This is a genomic window from Arthrobacter sp. JSM 101049, from assembly GCF_041679245.1.
In the GTDB taxonomy this organism is placed as follows: Bacteria; Actinomycetota; Actinomycetes; order Actinomycetales; family Micrococcaceae; genus Arthrobacter_H.
In genome coordinates this window covers 61,798-78,890 of the sequence record NZ_JBGFFC010000006.1, presented here as the reverse complement: position 1 = coordinate 78,890, position 17,093 = coordinate 61,798, and the positions used below count along the sequence as shown (strand labels likewise).

At 66.6% G+C, this 17,093-nt stretch carries 16 protein-coding genes and 1 tRNA gene; 10 read left to right on the top strand and 7 right to left on the bottom strand.

What is annotated here, in order from left to right:
• Nucleotides 1-6 precede the first annotated feature (6 nt).
• A tRNA-Leu gene (locus tag AB8M85_RS14860) sits at nucleotides 7-90 on the bottom strand.
• 278 nt (nucleotides 91-368) lie between these two features.
• Here AB8M85_RS14860 and AB8M85_RS14855 point away from each other — a divergent pair.
• The 7 genes from AB8M85_RS14855 to pknB are packed head-to-tail and all read left to right on the top strand — an operon-like array spanning nucleotide 369 to nucleotide 9,857.
• Nucleotides 369-1,106 carry an FhaA domain-containing protein gene (locus AB8M85_RS14855; RefSeq protein WP_372699604.1) on the top strand — a complete coding sequence of 246 codons (738 nt, stop codon included), beginning with the start codon at nucleotides 369-371 and terminating at the stop codon, nucleotides 1,104-1,106.
• Complete coding sequence (locus tag AB8M85_RS14850; RefSeq protein ID WP_372699603.1) at nucleotides 1,103-1,585, top strand: FHA domain-containing protein; 483 nt, start codon at nucleotides 1,103-1,105, stop codon at nucleotides 1,583-1,585. The genes AB8M85_RS14855 and AB8M85_RS14850 overlap by 4 nt, the downstream gene beginning before the upstream one ends.
• 1 nt (nucleotide 1,586) lies before the next feature.
• The gene (locus AB8M85_RS14845; protein WP_372699602.1) at nucleotides 1,587-2,999 is read left to right on the top strand and encodes a protein phosphatase 2C domain-containing protein; all 1,413 of its coding nucleotides are present in this window, start codon (nucleotides 1,587-1,589) and stop codon (nucleotides 2,997-2,999) included.
• On the top strand, nucleotides 2,996-4,465 hold the full coding sequence (locus tag AB8M85_RS14840; RefSeq protein ID WP_372699601.1) for an FtsW/RodA/SpoVE family cell cycle protein: 1,470 nt from the start codon (nucleotides 2,996-2,998) through the stop codon (nucleotides 4,463-4,465). Before AB8M85_RS14845 ends, AB8M85_RS14840 begins: the two co-directional genes overlap by 4 nt.
• On the top strand, nucleotides 4,462-5,907 hold the full coding sequence (locus AB8M85_RS14835) for a peptidoglycan D,D-transpeptidase FtsI family protein (RefSeq protein WP_372699600.1): 1,446 nt from the start codon (nucleotides 4,462-4,464) through the stop codon (nucleotides 5,905-5,907). Before AB8M85_RS14840 ends, AB8M85_RS14835 begins: the two co-directional genes overlap by 4 nt.
• A complete protein-coding gene (locus tag AB8M85_RS14830) occupies nucleotides 5,904-7,772 on the top strand; it encodes a protein kinase (protein WP_372699599.1) in 1,869 nt (622 codons plus the stop codon). The genes AB8M85_RS14835 and AB8M85_RS14830 overlap by 4 nt, the downstream gene beginning before the upstream one ends.
• Before the next feature lie 18 nt (nucleotides 7,773-7,790).
• Nucleotides 7,791-9,857: a Stk1 family PASTA domain-containing Ser/Thr kinase gene (gene pknB, locus AB8M85_RS14825; protein ID WP_372699598.1), complete on the top strand. Its 2,067-nt coding sequence runs from the start codon at nucleotides 7,791-7,793 to the stop codon at nucleotides 9,855-9,857.
• A 35-nt stretch (nucleotides 9,858-9,892) separates the two neighbouring features.
• Here the strand turns inward: pknB and AB8M85_RS14820 are convergent, their stop codons facing one another.
• Nucleotides 9,893-10,537: an aminodeoxychorismate/anthranilate synthase component II gene (locus AB8M85_RS14820; RefSeq protein WP_372699597.1), complete on the bottom strand. Its 645-nt coding sequence runs from the start codon at nucleotides 10,535-10,537 to the stop codon at nucleotides 9,893-9,895.
• Nucleotides 10,538-10,539: 2 nt separating this feature from the next.
• Nucleotides 10,540-10,722 carry a hypothetical protein gene (locus AB8M85_RS14815; RefSeq protein WP_372699596.1) on the bottom strand — a complete coding sequence of 61 codons (183 nt, stop codon included), beginning with the start codon at nucleotides 10,720-10,722 and terminating at the stop codon, nucleotides 10,540-10,542.
• A 283-nt stretch (nucleotides 10,723-11,005) separates the two neighbouring features.
• Here AB8M85_RS14815 and AB8M85_RS14810 point away from each other — a divergent pair, with 283 nt between their 5' ends.
• Both AB8M85_RS14810 and AB8M85_RS14805 read left to right on the top strand, forming a co-directional pair.
• Complete coding sequence (locus AB8M85_RS14810) at nucleotides 11,006-11,257, top strand: cell division protein CrgA (protein ID WP_372699595.1); 252 nt, start codon at nucleotides 11,006-11,008, stop codon at nucleotides 11,255-11,257.
• 468 nt (nucleotides 11,258-11,725) lie between these two features.
• Nucleotides 11,726-12,217: a DUF3817 domain-containing protein gene (locus AB8M85_RS14805; protein WP_372699594.1), complete on the top strand. Its 492-nt coding sequence runs from the start codon at nucleotides 11,726-11,728 to the stop codon at nucleotides 12,215-12,217.
• On the opposite strand, the gene AB8M85_RS14800 is transcribed toward AB8M85_RS14805, so the two are convergent.
• Nucleotides 12,186-13,139 carry a LysR family transcriptional regulator ArgP gene (locus tag AB8M85_RS14800; RefSeq protein ID WP_372699593.1) on the bottom strand — a complete coding sequence of 318 codons (954 nt, stop codon included), beginning with the start codon at nucleotides 13,137-13,139 and terminating at the stop codon, nucleotides 12,186-12,188. The genes AB8M85_RS14805 and AB8M85_RS14800 overlap by 32 nt on opposite strands.
• A 71-nt stretch (nucleotides 13,140-13,210) precedes the next feature.
• On the opposite strand from AB8M85_RS14800, the gene AB8M85_RS14795 reads away from it, so the two are divergent.
• Nucleotides 13,211-13,822 carry a LysE/ArgO family amino acid transporter gene (locus tag AB8M85_RS14795; RefSeq protein ID WP_372699592.1) on the top strand — a complete coding sequence of 204 codons (612 nt, stop codon included), beginning with the start codon at nucleotides 13,211-13,213 and terminating at the stop codon, nucleotides 13,820-13,822.
• A 43-nt stretch (nucleotides 13,823-13,865) separates the two neighbouring features.
• Here the strand turns inward: AB8M85_RS14795 and AB8M85_RS14790 are convergent, their stop codons facing one another.
• The 3 genes from AB8M85_RS14790 to AB8M85_RS14780 all read right to left on the bottom strand — a co-directional run bounded on the left by AB8M85_RS14790 (nucleotide 13,866) and on the right by AB8M85_RS14780 (nucleotide 17,034).
• Nucleotides 13,866-14,858: a GNAT family N-acetyltransferase gene (locus tag AB8M85_RS14790; RefSeq protein WP_372699591.1), complete on the bottom strand. Its 993-nt coding sequence runs from the start codon at nucleotides 14,856-14,858 to the stop codon at nucleotides 13,866-13,868.
• 641 nt (nucleotides 14,859-15,499) lie between these two features.
• Nucleotides 15,500-16,336 (bottom strand): rhomboid family intramembrane serine protease, encoded by an 837-nt coding sequence (locus tag AB8M85_RS14785; protein ID WP_372699669.1) that lies wholly within the window; start codon nucleotides 16,334-16,336, stop codon nucleotides 15,500-15,502.
• A gap of 152 nt (nucleotides 16,337-16,488) precedes the next feature.
• Nucleotides 16,489-17,034, bottom strand: coding sequence for a peptidylprolyl isomerase (locus AB8M85_RS14780; RefSeq protein WP_372699590.1), 546 nt, complete (start codon nucleotides 17,032-17,034; stop codon nucleotides 16,489-16,491).
• Nucleotides 17,035-17,093: the final 59 nt, after the last annotated feature.

The window sequence follows — 17,093 nt, the reverse complement described above, 5'->3', positions numbered from 1 at the left end:
TGCTCGTGCGCGAGGGGGGACTTGAACCCCCACGCCCTTGCGGGCACTGGCACCTGAAGCCAGCGCGTCTGCCAATTCCGCCACTCGCGCGAGTCGCTGGTTCGGGTTTCCCCGGAACAGCGAGATCAATCATAACCACGTCCGGGCGGCATCACCTAATCGCGATATCCCGTGTGATGCGGGGCACTGCGGGGAACCAAAAGGGGCACGGAAGACGTTGCGTTATCGAAGAGATGCGATCGCCCTCGAACCGTTTCCCAGACAGGGCAAGTAGTATCGGACAAGCACAGGCCTCCCGGCCGGCTGTTTCGTCACGCGCCGTGACCGGAGCGGCGAACGCGACAACCGACTTCGAGAGGAGCAGCGCCATGGGTGTGGTGGACAACGTGGAACGCGGACTCGAAAAGCTGGTGACCAGCGTTTTCCGGGGCTCCGGTTCCGCGCAGGTGCAACCTGTCGAGATCGCCAGCCAGCTCCGCAACGAGATGGACAACCGCACGTTGACGCTGTCCGAGGGCCGGACGCTGGCACCCAATTCGTTCAAGATCCGCCTCGGAAACTCCGACTTCGAACGGGCACGGCAGTGGGGAGCGACCCTCGCGGAAGAACTGTGCGACGTCGCGGTCAAGCACGCCCGCTCCCAGCAGTACACGCTGCAGGGACCGGTGACGGTGTCCTTCAACCGGGACGAAACCATCAAGGCCGGCAGCTTCACCATTGACGCCGCCATGGAGAAGGCGGCATCCGCCGAGGCCCCTGCGGCGCCTCATCCGCCCACTGCCCCGTCCCGCCCACCGGCCGGCCAGCAGCCGGTGCTGGACATCAATGGCCAGCGTTATGCCCTGAACGCCGACTCCGTGGTCCTGGGCCGGTCCGCCGACGCCGACATCCCCCTCGACGACCCCGGTATCTCGCGCCGGCACGTCGAAATCATCCGCGAGGGCTCCCGTGCGTGGGCCGTCGACCTGGGCTCCACCAACGGCAGCTACGTCAACGGCCAGCGCATCCAGGACCGCGAGGAGCTCTTCGACGGTTCGATCGTGGCCATGGGGCGCACCCGCATCACCTACCGTCTCGTCCCCCAGCGCACTGGAGGCAGCGCATGAGTGACCTCGTACTGACCGCCCTGCGCCTGGGCTTTCTGATCCTGCTGTGGATCTTGATCCTGAGCATCATCACCGCGCTCCGCCGCGACCTGGCCATCGGCAAGAGGGCGCGGACAGGACAGCCAACCGCCCGCGAGGTACGCAAAAATCCCGCACTGGCCCCCGAACCGGCGCCTGCCCCCAAGAAGACCGCCCACTCCCTGGCCATCCTGGAAGGGCCGTTGGCCGGCACCAGCCTCGAATTGGCCGCCAGCCCCATTCTGCTCGGGCGGGCCCAGGAGGCCACCCTCGTGCTCGAGGACGACTACGCCTCCGGCCGCCACGCGCGCCTGTTCCCGCAGGGCAGCCGATGGTTCATCGAGGATCTCGGCTCGACCAACGGCACCTACCTGGGAGAATCGCAGCTGACCCGGGCGCAGCCCGTGGAGATCGGCCAACCCATCAGGATCGGCAAGACCGTCATGGAGTTGAGGCCGTAGTATGGCGCTCACGTTGCGGTTCGCAGCGCGTTCGGATGTGGGGAAGGTTCGCGCCAAGAACGATGACTCCGGCTATGCCGGTCGTTACCTGGCGGTGGTGGCCGACGGCATGGGCGGCCACGTCGGCGGCGACGTTGCCTCGGCCTCGACGGTCCTGGACCTGGTGCACTTGGACCAGGAGACGACGGTCGACGTCGAAACGGTCCTCCCGGATGAGATCCAGACCGCCAATTCGATCCTCAACGAGCTGGTCAACGCGAACCCGAAGCTCTCCGGCATGGGCACGACCGTCACGGCGTTGCTGCTGACCGGGGACCGTTTCCAGTACGCCCACATCGGCGACTCGCGCGCCTACCGGCTCAAGAACGGGGTGTTCGAGCAGGTCAGCAAGGACCATACCTTCGTGCAGCGTCTCGTCGACGAGGGCAGGCTGCGTCCCGAGGAGGCCGAGCACCATCCCCACAAGAACGTGCTCATGCGCGTCCTGGGTGATTCCGACGCCAGTCCCGAGTTGGACATCCAGCAGTATGCGGTCGCCCCGGGCGAGCGGTGGCTGCTCTGCTCGGACGGGTTGAACGCCGTCGTCCCGGATGAACTCACCGAACGCATTGTGCGCGGAACGGCGTCGCTGCAGGAGACCGTCGACGAGCTGGTCGAGGTGACGCTGCAGCACGGATCCCCCGACAACGTCACCATCGTCATGGTCGAGGTCGCCGAGGACGCCGCCGACGAGGAACCCGTCGTCACGCCGGCACAGGAGCCGGCCCCGGACACAGGTCAATTGCAGGTGGCCCAGCAGGGCGACCTGGAGGCCAGCGCGGCGATAATCCGCCACGAGATGTCCATCCGCCCCCATGTCCTGGTCGGCGCCGCCGACCTGGCCACCAAGACGGGGCAGATCCCGATGGTCACGCAGCGTTCGGCCGAAAAGCGGGCCGCTGCCATACTGACGCACAAGGCCTCGGAGCCCGAGGACAACGGGCAGGACCGCGAGTACGACCCGATGCGGCGCCCGGTCCGCCGCGGCTGGCTCATTCCGACATTCCTGACGTTGATGGCCCTCATCCTGGCCTCCGTCCTGTGGTTCGGCTATGTCTGGACGCAAACCCAGTACTACGTGGCCGACTACAACGGCAAGGTCGCCATCTTCAACGGTGTCTCGCAGGACCTCGGCCCCGTCAAGCTCTCCCATGTTGACTCGGTGACGCAGATCCCCACCCAGGCCCTGCCGTCCTACACGCAGCAACGGCTGCGAAACTCGTTGGCGGCCCGCGACCTGGCCCATGCCCAGGACATCGTCTCCGAGCTGCTGATCAGCGCCAAGCAGGCCTGTCCGGTGATCGTCCCGGCCGACCCGCAGAGCGGGGACGAACCGCCGACTCTGCCCACCTACTGTCAGGACGTGACACCGTGAGCGAAGTACAAACCGCGCCGGTTCCACGGCGCAACACCGAGCTGGTGCTCCTGGTCCTGGCCCTCATCGTCGCCGTGGGCGCCAACTACCTGGTCTCCCTGAGCAACCCGAACGGGCTCGACGAGGGGTTCTTCACCCAGGGGGCGGTCCTGGCCGCCATGGCCCTGGTGATGCACATCGTGCTGCGCATCTGGACCAAGTATGCCGATCCGATCATCCTTCCCGCGGTCGTTGCCCTCAACGGCATCGGCATCGCGATGATCCACCGGCTGGACCTGGTCAACAACGACGACGCCGCCACGCGCCAACTGATGTGGACCGGTCTGGCGATGGCAGCGGCCATCTTCACCCTGTGGATCGTCCGCGACCACCGGATCCTGCGCCGCGCCCCCTATATCTTCCTGGCCATCAGCGCGCTGTTGCTGGTCCTGCCGCTGATTCCGGGCCTGGGCAGGGTGATCAACGGTGCCCGGATCTGGATCTACATCGGCCCCTATTCCTTCCAGCCCGGCGAACTGGCCAAGATCACGCTGGCGCTGTTCTTCGCCGGCTACCTCTCCACCCACCGCGACCTGATCCTGCTCGCAGGACGCAAGATCGGCCCCCTGCAGCTGCCGCGGCTGAAGGACCTGGGCCCGATGGTCATTGCCTGGCTGGTGAGCATCGGCATCCTGGTCCTGCAAAGCGACCTGGGATCCTCCATCCTGTTCTTCGGCCTGTTCATGGTCATGATCTACGTCGCCACCGGGCGCATCAGCTGGATCGTCATCGGCCTGGTCATGGTGGCCGTCGCCGGGGTCTTCGCGGCCCAGACCATGTCCCACGTGGCGCTCCGGCTGAACTCCTGGCTGAATGCCTTCGACCCCGATGTCTACGACCAGGCCTACGGCGGCAGCCGCCAAATCGTCCAGGGCCTCTTCGGCCTCTCCAGCGGCGGCCTCTTCGGCACCGGCATCGGCAACGGCCGGCCCGACCTCGTCCCGCTGGCCAATTCCGACATGATCATCACCGCCCTGGGGGAGGAACTCGGCCTGATCGGCCTCGTGGCGATCATCATGCTCTATGTCATCATCATCAGCCGCGGCGTCCGCGCCGGGCTCGGCAGCCGCGATTCGTTCGGCAAGCTGCTGGCCGCTGGATTGTCCTTCACGATCGGCCTGCAGTGCTTCGTGGTCATGGGAGGCGTCACGCTGCTGATCCCGCTCACCGGCCTGACAACGCCATTCATGTCCGCAGGCGGGTCCTCCCTCCTCGCGAACTGGATCATCGTGGCGCTGTTGCTGCTCGTTTCGCACAACGCCCGGCGCCCGGCCGCCACGGGGCCGCTGAGTGAACGGGACATGGCAGCCGCCGGTCCCGACATCAGCGCCCGGGCGAAGGAACGCGAACAGGCCGAAGCCCGGCGCCGATCCACTTCCACCAGCCGCCGCAAACCCACGACACCCGGGAAGGGGGACAAGGCATGAACACCGCCCTCCGCCACGTGTGGATCGCCGTCGTCGGCCTGTTCATCCTCGTCTTCGGTGCGCTGAGCTACATCCAGTTCTTCGCCGCGAAGGACCTGAACGCCAATCCGCTGAACACGCGCCAGCTGTACAAGAATTTCGACCTGGCCCGCGGGGCGATCCTCGTCGATGGCAAGCCCGTCGCCGAGTCCGTCGCCTCCGACGACCAGTTCGACTACCAGCGCGTCTACGAGGATCCGAAACTCTACGCCCACCTGACCGGCTACTATTCGCTTGTCTATGGGGCCAACCACCTCGAAGGCGTCATGGACGACGAGCTCACCGGTCAAAGCGACTCCCAGTTCTACGACCGCATGGTGAACCTGCTGACTGGTCAGGCCAACGAGGGCGCCTCAGTGGAGCTGACCATCGATCCGAAATTGCAGAAGACCGCGTATGACCTGATACCCGATGGGGAACAGGGCACGATTATCGTTTCGGAGCCCAAGACCGGAAACATCCTGGCCATGGTCTCCAAGCCCAGCTACAACACCAACAAGCTGGCCGTGCACAGCGGCTCGCAGGCCGCCGCCAACATGGCCGAACTGCTGAAGGTCCCGGGGCTGAAACCGAGCGTCAATCCGGCCATCGGCCACCTCATCCCGCCGGGGTCCACCTTCAAAATCCTCGACCTGGTCGCCGGACTCGAATCGGGCAAGTACAACCTCGACGACACGTACGATAACCCTGATTCCATTACCCCTCCCGGCGCCGGCAAGCCGATCCGGAACTTCGATGAAGGCATCTGCGAACGGAAGGATCGGGCGAAACTCGCCTTCATCGTGGCCCAGAGCTGCAACACGCCGTTCGTGGCCATGAGCCAGGCCGTCGGCCAGGATGCCCTGCGCGAGGTCACCGAGCGCTTCGGATTCGGCCAGCAGCTGGAGATCCCGCTGCGGGTGACCCCGAGCGTCTTCCCCAACGATCTGGACCCCGCGCAGCTGGGGCTGTCCTCGATCGGGCAGTACAACGTGAAGGCCACGCCGTTGCAGATGAACATGGTGGCCATGGGCATCGCCAACGACGGGGTCATCATGAAGCCCAACCTGATCAAGCGGGTGACTGCTCCGGACCTGCGGGTGATCAGCGAGCCGCAACCCGAGGAATTTAGTACCGCGACCTCCAAGGAAATAGCCGACCAGATCACGGAACTGATGCGTGGCCCCGTGGAAAGCGGCACCGCTTACACGGCGGACATCCCGGGACTCGACATCGCGGCCAAGACCGGCACAGCCGAAATCGGGGACACCGGGAAGGTCAATTCGTGGATCACCGGCTTTGCCCCCGCGGATGACCCGCAGGTCGCTGTCACCATTGTCATCGAGAAGACCGATTACGAGACCGGCCACAACCTGACCAGTCCCAACCTGAAGAAGATCCTAGAGGCGGTGTTCAACAAGTGAGGCCTACATCGGGTATCACCCTGGGCGGTCGGTTCCAGTTGACCGATCGGATAGCCATCGGCGGCATGGGGGAGGTCTGGAAGGCACGTGACCAGATCCTCGGCCGCATCGTGGCGATCAAGATCCTCAAGGAGGAATACACCGGCGATCCGGGCTTCCTCCAGCGCTTCCGGGCCGAGGCCCGCCATACCGCGCTGCTGAACCACAATGGCATAGCCAACGTCTTCGACTACGGCGAGGAGGAGGGCTCCGGCTACCTGGTGATGGAACTCGTCCCCGGCCAGCCGCTCTCGGCCATCATCGAACGGGAGAAGGTGATGGCACCGGATCGGACCATGTCGATCATCTCCCAAACGGCGCGTGCCCTCGCCGCCGCGCATGCCCAGGGCCTGGTGCACCGCGACGTGAAGCCGGGAAACCTGCTCATCATGCCCGATGGACGGGTCAAGATCACCGACTTCGGGATCGCCCGCATCGCCGACCAGGTCCCGTTGACCGCCACCGGACAGGTCATGGGCACCGCACAGTACCTGGCGCCCGAGCAGGCCACCGGACAGCAGGCCACCGGATCCTCGGACATCTACTCGCTCGGCGTCATCGGCTACGAATGCCTGGCGGGACGACGCCCGTTCACCGGCGAATCCCAGATCGCGATCGCCCTAGCCCAGGTCAACGACAACCCGCCGCCGTTGGACCAGTCCATCCCGCCGAACCATCGCGCCCTGATCATGTCGATGCTCGCCAAGAACCCGGCGGACCGGCCTGCAACGGCGACGAAACTTGCCGAAGCAGCCGACGCCATCCGGGCCGGCAACATCGACGCGGCCCGCACGGCCGTGCCGGGGATCATCCCCTTCCTCGACGCCGACGGCGACGAGGCCACGCAGGCCGTGCCGATGGGCGATGCCCCGACCCAGGCCACCCCGCACACGGCGGCCTCCGGCTCGGCTGCCCCCAGCACGAGCGCGCTGCCCACCGTCGGCGACCCGACGGCGAGCGGACCGGCAGCCAGCCAGGACCCGGACGCACCGGCCACCAGACGGCAGGGTGCCGCCGCGGCCGGCGCCGCAGGTGCAGCAGCTGCCGGGGCAGGCGCTGCTGCCGGTGCCGGGCGAGACGACGACTTCAATTCCTTTCTCGGTGCGAGTCGCGATTGGGACCCCGATGACGATTCCTCCACGTCTCCCGCCCGGGGGTCCGGCTCCGGGGGCGGCGGTAGGCCTCCGCAGAAGGAGGGCAGCCCCTGGAAGTGGCCGCTGATCGTCTTGCTCATCCTCATCCTGCTGGCCCTGCTCGGCGCCTGGCTGATCCCGATGTTCACCGGTGATGACGCTTCGGACAATTCGCCGACGGGTTCACCGTCGTCCTCGGTGTCGTCGTCGGCCTCCGGTTCCGGCTCCTCCTCACCGTCCTCCGATGATTCGTCAGCGGCGTCCAGCACGGATTCGGCCTCCACCAGGGAGCCGTCCAGCAGCGCGCCGTCCTCCCCGGAGACGGTGGAGGTCAACCAGAACGCCTACCTGGGCCGCCAGCTCGAGGACGCGCGGGCCGAGCTGCGGGCCAAGGGGCTCAAGGTCTCGGTCGAGGGCGTCGAGAGCGACCAGCCCGAGAACACGGTCATCCGGGTCGAACCCACCGGCACGCTGGAGGTCGGCGACGTCGTCCGCCTGACCTACGCGGTGGCCCCCTCCCCCTCCTCGACACCGCAGCCCACCGAGTCCTCGTCCAGCGCGGCCAGCACCACCAGTGCCGGATCGTCCACGTCGGCGTCCTCCTCGGCGGGCGCCGCGGGTGGAGCGGATGCCAGCAGCGACAGCCCGGACGCGGCCGGGCCGACCAACGATCCCGGAACGTCCACCCCCTAGGGTGTGCAGAGGTAACCCGTGACTGAACCCCGAATCCTGAACTCGCGCTACGACCTCGGCGATCTCATTGGCCGCGGCGGCATGGCGGACGTCTACCACGCCCGGGACATCCGGCTCGGACGCGAGGTCGCCATCAAGCTGCTGCGGCGGGACCTGGCGCGCGATCCGGTCTTCCAGACACGTTTCCGGCGCGAGGCCCAGGCCGTGGCCGGCCTGAACCACCCCTCGATCGTGGCCGTCTACGACACCGGCGAAGAGGAGGTCGACGGCGCCGCGGCACACGACGTCAAGGTCCCCTACATCGTCATGGAGTACGTGCAGGGCAGGACGCTGCGCGACCTCCTCAAGGCCGGGGAGCTCACGGCAGACTCCTCCATCCGCTATACGCTCGGTGTCCTGGGCGCCCTGCAGTACAGCCACCGCAAGGGCATCGTCCACCGGGACATCAAGCCCTCCAACGTCATGGTCACCACCGACGACCACGTGAAGGTCATGGATTTCGGCATTGCCCGCGCCCTGGCCGACTCGGCGGCAACGATGACCCAGACCCAGGCGGTGGTCGGTACCGCCCATTACTTCTCGCCCGAACAGGCCCGCGGGGAAACCGTCGACGCGCGCAGCGACCTGTATTCGGCAGGCTGCCTGCTCTACGAGCTGCTCACCGGCCGCCCGCCCTTCACCGGCGACAGCCCCGTCTCGGTCGCCTACCAGCACGTCAGCGAGGAGGCTGCGGCACCCAGTGCCCTCAATGCGGAGATCGGCCCCAAGGTCGACGAGGTCATCGCCACGGCCCTGGCCAAGGACCGCGAGGACCGCTACCAGGATGCCGGTGCCTTCGCCACCGCGCTCGAGGCCGCCGTGGAGGACCGGCCGGTGCCGCAGGACCGCGGCGACGCCACCGAGGCCCTGGCCGTCATGCCGCTGTCGACGCAGGCCTTGGTGACTACCGACCAGCCCACGCGCGCCCTCGCCACCGATGCTCCGGCGTCGTCCACGGGACCTGCGGATGGAAACGGCACCCCGGACACCGACGAGGACTCCGGCCCCGCGACCACCGCGATTGCCGCCACCGCCGCCACGGACGCCCCCACGGGGCGGCAGCCCGCCATTGACGAGGAGGGCTACGGGCGCGAACGCCACGACGACGCCGCGCTGTTCGGCTCCGATCCCCGGCACACCGACGAGGACGCAGAGCGCTACCGCACCTCGCGGCGGCGGGCGTGGATCACCGTCTTCGCGATCCTCGCGGTCGTCGTCCTGGCGGCCGGGGCCTGGATGTTCTGGAATTGGAGCCAGCAGGAACAGCAGCGCAATGCCACCGTCACCGTCCCCGACGTCTCCAACCTGTCGCTGACCGCGGCCCAGAACCAGATCTATGCCTCCAACCTGATCCCCATCACCGAGGAGGTGTACGACGACGAGATCGAGTCCGGCTCCGTCGTGGGCACCCGCCCGGCCGCAGGTTCCCAGGCCCGGCAGCAGTCCGAGATCCACCTGCTGGTCTCCCAGGGACCGGAGCAGGTGACCCTGCCCAAGGACCTGGCGGGACAGTCCGAGGCGACCGTGCGCAGCACGCTGGACGGGCTGGGGCTGAAGGTCTCCAACGACGTCAAGCGCGAGAACTCGGCGTCGGTGGACCTCGGCAGCCTGATCGGTACGAATCCGCAGCTGGGGGAGAAGGTCAAGGCCGGCAGCGAGGTCGAGTTGACTCTCTCCACCGGGAAGGTCACCGTCCCCTCGCTGATGGACCTCGACGAGGACAAGGCCCGCGAGGTCCTGTCGGACCCTGCCGTGGGGCTGGAGCTCGAGGTCGTGGAGAAGCCGAACACCGTGCTCGATCCCGGAACCATCACCAACCAGGTCCCCGAGGCGGGCCAGGACATCGACCAGGGCGGGACGGTGACCATCACCGTGGCGACCGAACCGCCGGAGGAGCCCTCGGAGTCGCCGTCACCCACCGAGGACGCGTCCGGATCCCCGGCGCCGTCAGACGGTGCCTCGGAATCGGCACCTCCCGAGTCGACGCACCCGGGCAACGGGAAGGGCCATGGCAAGCCCACGAATCCGGGGAAGCCCTCGAAGTAGGCGCCCACCGACGCGCGACCAGCGGCGCGGGCGGCCTACTCGCTGATCAGCGGGCTCAGTGTCGCGGCATGAGCTGCCGCCCCGGCCAATCCGAGGGACTCGAGCCAGTTGCCGAGCATCTGGTAACCGGCTTCGGTGAGCACCGACTCCGGGTGGAATTGCACGCCCCACAGGGGTGCCTCGCGGTGGGCCAAGCCCATGACGACCCCGCCGTCGGTTTCGGCGGTGATCTCCAGCTCGTCGGGGATCGAGGAGCGCACGGCGGCCAGCGAGTGGTAGCGGGTGGCCGTGAACGGGTTGTTGATGTCGTGGAAGAGCGGGTGCGATCCGTGGTGGACCAGTGAGGTCTTGCCGTGCATCAGCTCCTCGGCGTGGGTGACGACCCCGCCGTACGCCTCTGCCAGCGCCTGGTGTCCCAGGCACACTCCGAGCATCGGCTTGGCATGGTCGCCGCACCAGCGGATCACCTCGATGCAGACGCCGGAGTCCCCGGGCGTTCCGGGGCCGGGGGAGACCAGGACGCCATCCCGGGCTGCCGCCAACTCGATGGCCTCCTCGAGGGTCACGTCGTCGTTGCGCACCACGGTCGTCTCCGCGCCGAGTTCGCGCAGGTAGCCGACCAGCGTGTAGACGAAGCTGTCGTAGTTGTCGATCACCAGGATCCGCGTGGGGACGGGCATTGTCACTGCACCAGACCAATCGTTGATTCGGCCCGCGGGCTGAACTGGCTGGCCCAGGGGAACACGTATTCCATCAGGACCAGTATGACGAGCGCGACCAGCAATGCCGAAATCAGAAGTCGGACCCTGCATGGACCGGGAAGCTGGCCGAACAGCGAGGCGTAGACGTCGGGGTTCTCCTCCACGGGGGTGGATGGTGGCCGGAGTGACACAGTACGACGGCGGGATTCACCCGCTCCGTATGACGCGGGCCGGATCCCGCCAGCGATGACAGAAGCCCGTTTCCGCCGCCTTGCAGGCGTCGGTCGTGCGGCAGAGTCGACGCGACGCACGGGGCCATCAAACGGGTACCGGTAGAATGACGGGACGTGGGGAGCCGCGGGCACGAGGATGCCTGCCCCCGCTCATGAGAGTATCGCCCGGGTCCGGCACCAGACTTGTTTGACCCGCACAAGGTCAGGAGAAGCAGTGCCCGAGTCGAGGACCCGCCGCAAGGCCCGAAGGGTATCGGAAGCCGCCAACAAATACGGCGACGCAAAGCCGCTGCCAGCCTGGTACAAGCCCGTCATGTTCGGCTTGATGATCCTGGGCCTGCTCTGGATCATCACCTACTACATCTCCCAGGGCGTCCTGCCGATCCTCGCCGCGGGCGGATGGAACATCGTCGTCGGCTTCGGCATCGCCATGGTCGGGTTCTTCATGACCACCCGGTGGCGCTGACCACGGGCCCTGCTCGACGAACTTGAGGCCGACCACGCAGCCGACCGCAGTCAGCAGCAGGATCCTGGCCCAGCTGGTGCTCTCCCGTTCACGGCCCTTCCGTAGATGACAGCGGGGGACGCGCCGGTTCCTCCCCAGACGGCATGGGCGGTACCACCGATATGTCCTTAGTGGAATATGCCAGTCTGGACATGCTAAGACGAGACCGGCAACGAAGACGATCGACGGCACGAGCGTGGAAAATCCCTCGGTCCTGCAGCGAACGATGGCCCAGACGGCGTCGAACATCCCCAGGACATTGAGCACGATCCATGCCACGACAGATCACCGATTGCTTTCGGTGGCCGACTTGTCGCTGTCCGCAGGCTGCCTCGTCCGGTGGGAACGGTCTGCTCCTGCCGGGCGGCTAGCCACGGTTCACCGGCAGCCGCAGGCCATGACATGCTGGTTTCCCGACGAAAGGACATCATGCCCTCCACCGCCGACCCCCGGACCGCCGCCCGCCTGACCCCCAAGCGGCTCTACGGACTCCTGGCCACAGCCGAAATGTTCACCTGGGGTTTGCTCCTGTTGGGCATGGCCCTGAAGTACGGACATGTCAGCGATGCCTTCGTCCCCGTGTTCGGCGGAGTCCACGGCCTCGTATTCCTGAGCTACTGCGTCGTGACATGCTTCGTCTGGGTGAACCAGCGATGGGGCCTGGGCCGCGGCCTCGCCGGCCTGGCCTCCGCCTTCATTCCTTTCTGCACGGTCCCTTTCGAGCGCTCGACCGACAAGGCCGGGCTTCTGGAAGGTGGATGGCGGCTAGGACCGGATGGAGACCGACCCCGCGGCTTCATCGAGACGGTTCAGGCCTGGTGCCTGCGCCATCCGTTCCCGGCGCTCATCCTCGGCCTTCTCTTCGTGGCCGTGGTCTTCTCCGTCCTGCTCATTCTCGGACCCCCGGTACCCCGGAGCTAGCCGGCCGCAGAGGCGGGCGGTCTTCCGCCCGGGACTCCAGGGCCCGGCTCTCCCGTGCAGCACGGTGGACGGCCGCGCTGACCCGTGCCAGGGCCGGGGAATCCAATTTCCACCGTTGCCAATAGAGCCCGACCCCACGCGACCATGCGGGGTCGATGACGACCAAGGAGCCATCCCCGGGATCCTGCACTCCCGGGACCATGCCCCAGCCCAGGCCGGCAGCCACGGCGCGGACGTATTGCGTCGAGTCCGGAACATGGTGCACCGGCGGTGTGGGGCGGAGGCCAAGCACCTCTTGGGCGACGGAACTCTGCAGGTCGTCCGACCGGTCGAAATTCACCACGGGGGCCGAAGCCAGGCCGCTCAATGGGTCCTGCCCGAACCAGCGGTCGGCGAAGGACCGCGAAGCCATCGCCGTATAGCGCAGGGTCCCCAACGGCTCGGTCACGCACCCCTGCACGGCCCGACCGTCGGTGGTCACTGCCGCCATGGCGCGGCCGGAGCGCAGAAGTTCGGCCGACACCGACTCGTCCTCACGCAGAAGCTCGATTTCCAGGCCGTCCTCGTGCGCCAACGACTCGAAGACGTCGGAGAACCAGGTCGCGAGCGAGTCGGCGTTCACGGCGACGGGAATCGCGGCCCGGGTGCCGCCCTCCCCTCCTCCGTGGCCGGCCAGCTCGGCCGCTGCCTCAGCCGCCAGCAGGTCCACCTGCCGGGCCAACCGGAGCAAAACCGCGCCAGCAGTTGTCGGGGAGGCCGGTTTTCGGCGTCGGACGACCACGGTTCCGACCTGTGTCTCCAGGGCCTTGATCCGTTGGCTCACTGCCGAAGGGGTGATGTGGAGGCGCGCGGCAGCGCCCTCGAAGGAACCGGTATCCACGACGGCGGCAAAGGCCCTGAGTTGTTCTGCAGGAAAGTCCATATGAAGGGACCCTAATGCATCATTAGAATCCTTAGCTGGACGCATCCATCCGAGCTCCATACCGTTGATGCGTGTCTGTCATTGCGCCCCTTCTCGCCGGCTTGGGCGCCGGCCTCTCGCTGATCGTCGCCATTGGAGCACAGAACGCCTTCGTCCTGCGCCAGGGGATCCGCCGGGAACACATTCTCGGCGTCGTCATGGTGTGCGCCTTCTCGGATGCCGTCCTGATCTTTGCCGGAGTCGCCGGAGTCGGTGTCCTGGTATCCACGGCACCATGGGTACTCGTCGTCGCCCGGTGGGCAGGTGCCGGCTTCCTGATGGTGTATGCGGGCCTGGCTTTGCGCCGCGCACTTCGTCCGGCTGCATTAACAATCAACGATGCGTCCCCGGCGTCCCGGGGAAGCGTCCTCGGAACAGCCGTGGCGTTGACGTGGCTGAATCCGCACGTCTACCTCGACACGATGGTCTTGCTGGGCACCATCGCCAGCGCACAGGGGGAGGATGCACGGTGGATATTCGGCACCGGCGCGGTACTGGGCAGCATGATCTGGTTCCCGCTGCTGGGTTATGGCGCCCGCATGCTTGCCCGCTTCTTCGCTCGCCCGTCGTCTTGGCGGGTACTGGACTGCCTGGTGGCGGCCATCATGCTGATGGTGGCCGCGGGCTTGGCCTTCGGCTCGTGAGAGTCCTGCCCGCGGGGTAGCGCGCCACAGTACCGGCTCGGCGTCAGCCTTCTCCGAAAAGGCGCTGGTAGACGGTACTCGTGCGCACCGGGTTGAACCCCACCCGTTCGTAGATTCGCCCAGCTCCCGTCGGGCTCTCCGAATCGACCGTCAGATCGACCATCCGATACCCGGAGCGTGCAGCGGAACGGACGACGCCGCCGAGCAGTAACGCCGCCAATCCACGCCGCCGTGCCCGCCGACGGGTGCCGACCAGGCTGACATAGAGCTCGCCGGGAACCCATTCGTTGCACAAGGCATAGGCATCCACGCGTTCGGCCGGGTCCAACGAGGAGTCCGTACTGAGCACGACCTTGCTCAGCGCCGGCCGGAAGCTGCGCGATGCCAACTGGTCCGCCCACTTCTCTTCGGACCGCGGGACGGATCCCCAGTGGTCGGCAAAGGCCTCATTGTGGGCGCGTCGGACTGCCTCGGCGAGGTCGGGCCGGAAGTCCTCAAGCCCGGGCTCGTCAACTGGTGGGTCGGCGTCTTCGGGACCGGTGCCGTCCCCCTCCAGTTCCACGCGCATGTCCGTGAAATAGCGCGCGGGTGCATACCCGCGTGCGGCGGCCAGCCGCCCGGCACCCGAGCCAGCGGGGCCGGCCCACAGGTCAAGAGCCAGTGGAACGCCCGGATGCCGCTCGGCCGCAAGCGCCACCGCGCGCGGTTCCAAGCGGTCCATAATCCGCTGGCCGATGCCCCGTCCGCGGTGCACGGGGTGGACGCCGCCGTCAATGGTCGCCTTCGCCAGGCCACCGGTCAGCCGGTCGCCGACGCGCAGCTGCCCGTAGCCAACGAGCTGGTCGCCAGCCCATACAGCAACGCTGTCGAGGGAGGCACTGAATCCAGGCTCGTTCAATTCCTCGGCCAGATCGTCCGGCCCGTAGAACTCTTCCGTCCCGTCCACGCGGGCCAGGAGGTTCGTCAGCTCGCTCCACGCGTGCACATCCGAGGGGGACAAGGTCGTATAGCGCGGATCCAATGTTCCTCCAGCCATAGTTCGGGGTTTCCAGCGGGCACAGTGCGTCTCTGCAGGACAACCTACTCGCCCATTGGGCCCCTGTCATCGCCAGTCCCGCATGCTGCGGGCGCTGTCCGCAGGAGAAGCGATGGACGGTTCGGGCACGGTGCATCGGGTTTCGTGCACACGCTGTGAACATGGTTATCCACAGCTGGGGACAACACTGTGCGTAACTATGTTCGATTCGCCCGCCCGCGCAGTGATGCACGGCTGACGGGGACCCGAATTACATTGTTGTAAGTTATTAACACTGTGGACAATTGCTGTGGATATCTGCGAGGTGTTCGAATTAGCGCCGGATTCCGCGGAAATGCCCCCGCCGCGACGTCCCGGGCGGTCCGGCCAATCATCGGGTCTGCGCGCACAGGTTGTGCACGAAAGTTATCCACAGGTGTGGATTGTTGTGTGAATATTCAAGGGGATCCGTGGGCCACCGGAATGTTGCTGGCGTGTAGGCCGGGATGCAGCGCCGGTGGGCATTCCAAATTACACGGGTGTTAGTTATTAACAGTGTGGATAAGTCCTGTGGATAGGGGCCAGGCAAAAAGGAAGGCGGGCAGTGGACACCGTCCACTGCCCGCCCAGCACGTGATCTGCGAGTCAACGCCCAGAGGACGTCAGGCCAGAAACGGATAGGCCGCCTTGACCGACGACCAGCCCCACCAGGTAAGTATCGCCAGACCGGCGACGACGACCGCGACGCCCGACCACTGCAGGGGCGCACGGTACTTGCCGCGCGGAGCGAGAACCAGGGCGGCAGCCACGGCCCCACCGGTGACCAGACCGCCCACGTGCGCCTGCCAGGCGATATTTGCCCCGGGGAGGAATCCGATCACCAGATTAATGCCGATGATGACCAGGACCGGAACCAGGTTGCCTCCATGCGCCTTCGTGACCACCAGGAAGGCGCCGAACAGGCCGAACACGGCTCCGGAGGCGCCAACGACCGCGACGTTCGGAGCGGAGAGGAGTAAGACCCCCACCGAACCGCCGATACCGGCCACGAGGTAGAGGACGGCGAACCGCAGATGCCCCAGTGCGGGTTCCAGAACCCGGCCGAGGATGTACAACGCATACATGTTGAAGGCGATGTGCATGATGAAGCCTGTGGAATGCAGGAAGAGGGAGGTGACCATCCGCCACGGCTCGATTCCCGTGTAGATGCCCGCATACAGGAGGTCGTCGGTGAGGTTGGGGAACAGGTATTGGCCGCCGAAGATGGCCACGCAAAGCCCCATGACCACATACGTGACGATGGGACGGCCGGTGGTGACGCGTCCTCCGGCCACGGTGCGCGGCTGGCGACGGTTCCGGTTCATCTCGGCGACGCAGTCGACGCATTGCACGCCGACGGACGCCGTTCGCTGGCACTCGGGACAGACAGGACGCCCACATCGTTGGCAGCGCACATAGGAAGGTCGGTCGGGGTGGCGGGGGCAGGTCGGCACTTGCATGTCCGGTTCCTGCTGCGATTGGCCGAAGGCCATGTGTTGCTCCTGGGTTGTGTTCCAAGCGGGGAAAAAAGGGGGCGGATCGCGCCGATTCGCGGGAACCGGCGGGATCCGCCCACGCTACGCGGCGTGCTGCCGCTCGGGGTCGCCCGTTGTCAGAGCGCCTCGACGTCGATGCTGGAGATCACGACGTCTTCGAGCGGTTTGTCACGGCCATCGGTGGCGACGTTGTTTAGCGCCGAGACGATTTCCCGGGACTTCTCGTCGGTGACATCGCCGAAGATCGTGTGCTTGCCCTGCAGCCACGTGGTGGGGATCGTGGTGATGAAGAACTGCGAACCGTTGGTTCCGCGGCCCATTTGCAGTCCGGCATTGGCCATCGCGAGCTTGTAGGGCTCGTTGAAGTCCAAATCCGGGTTGATCTCGTCGTCGAACCGGTAGCCGGGGCCGCCGATGCCCTGGCCCAGCGGATCGCCGCCCTGGATCATGAAGTCGGAGATGATGCGGTGGAAGATCGTTCCGTTATAGAGCGGGGTCCCGGTCTTCTCCTCCCCGGATTCAGGGTCGGTCCAGGCCTGTTCGCCCGTGGAGAGGCCGACGAAGTTCTTGACCGTCTTGGGGGCGTGGTTGCCGAACAGGTTGACCAGGATGTCACCCTTGTTGGTGTGGATGGTGGCCTTGTGAGTGGGGATTGCAGTCATGGCACCATTCTTCCATCTTCACCGCGCCGTCCACAGGCAGGCGGGGCCAGCTGGCTACG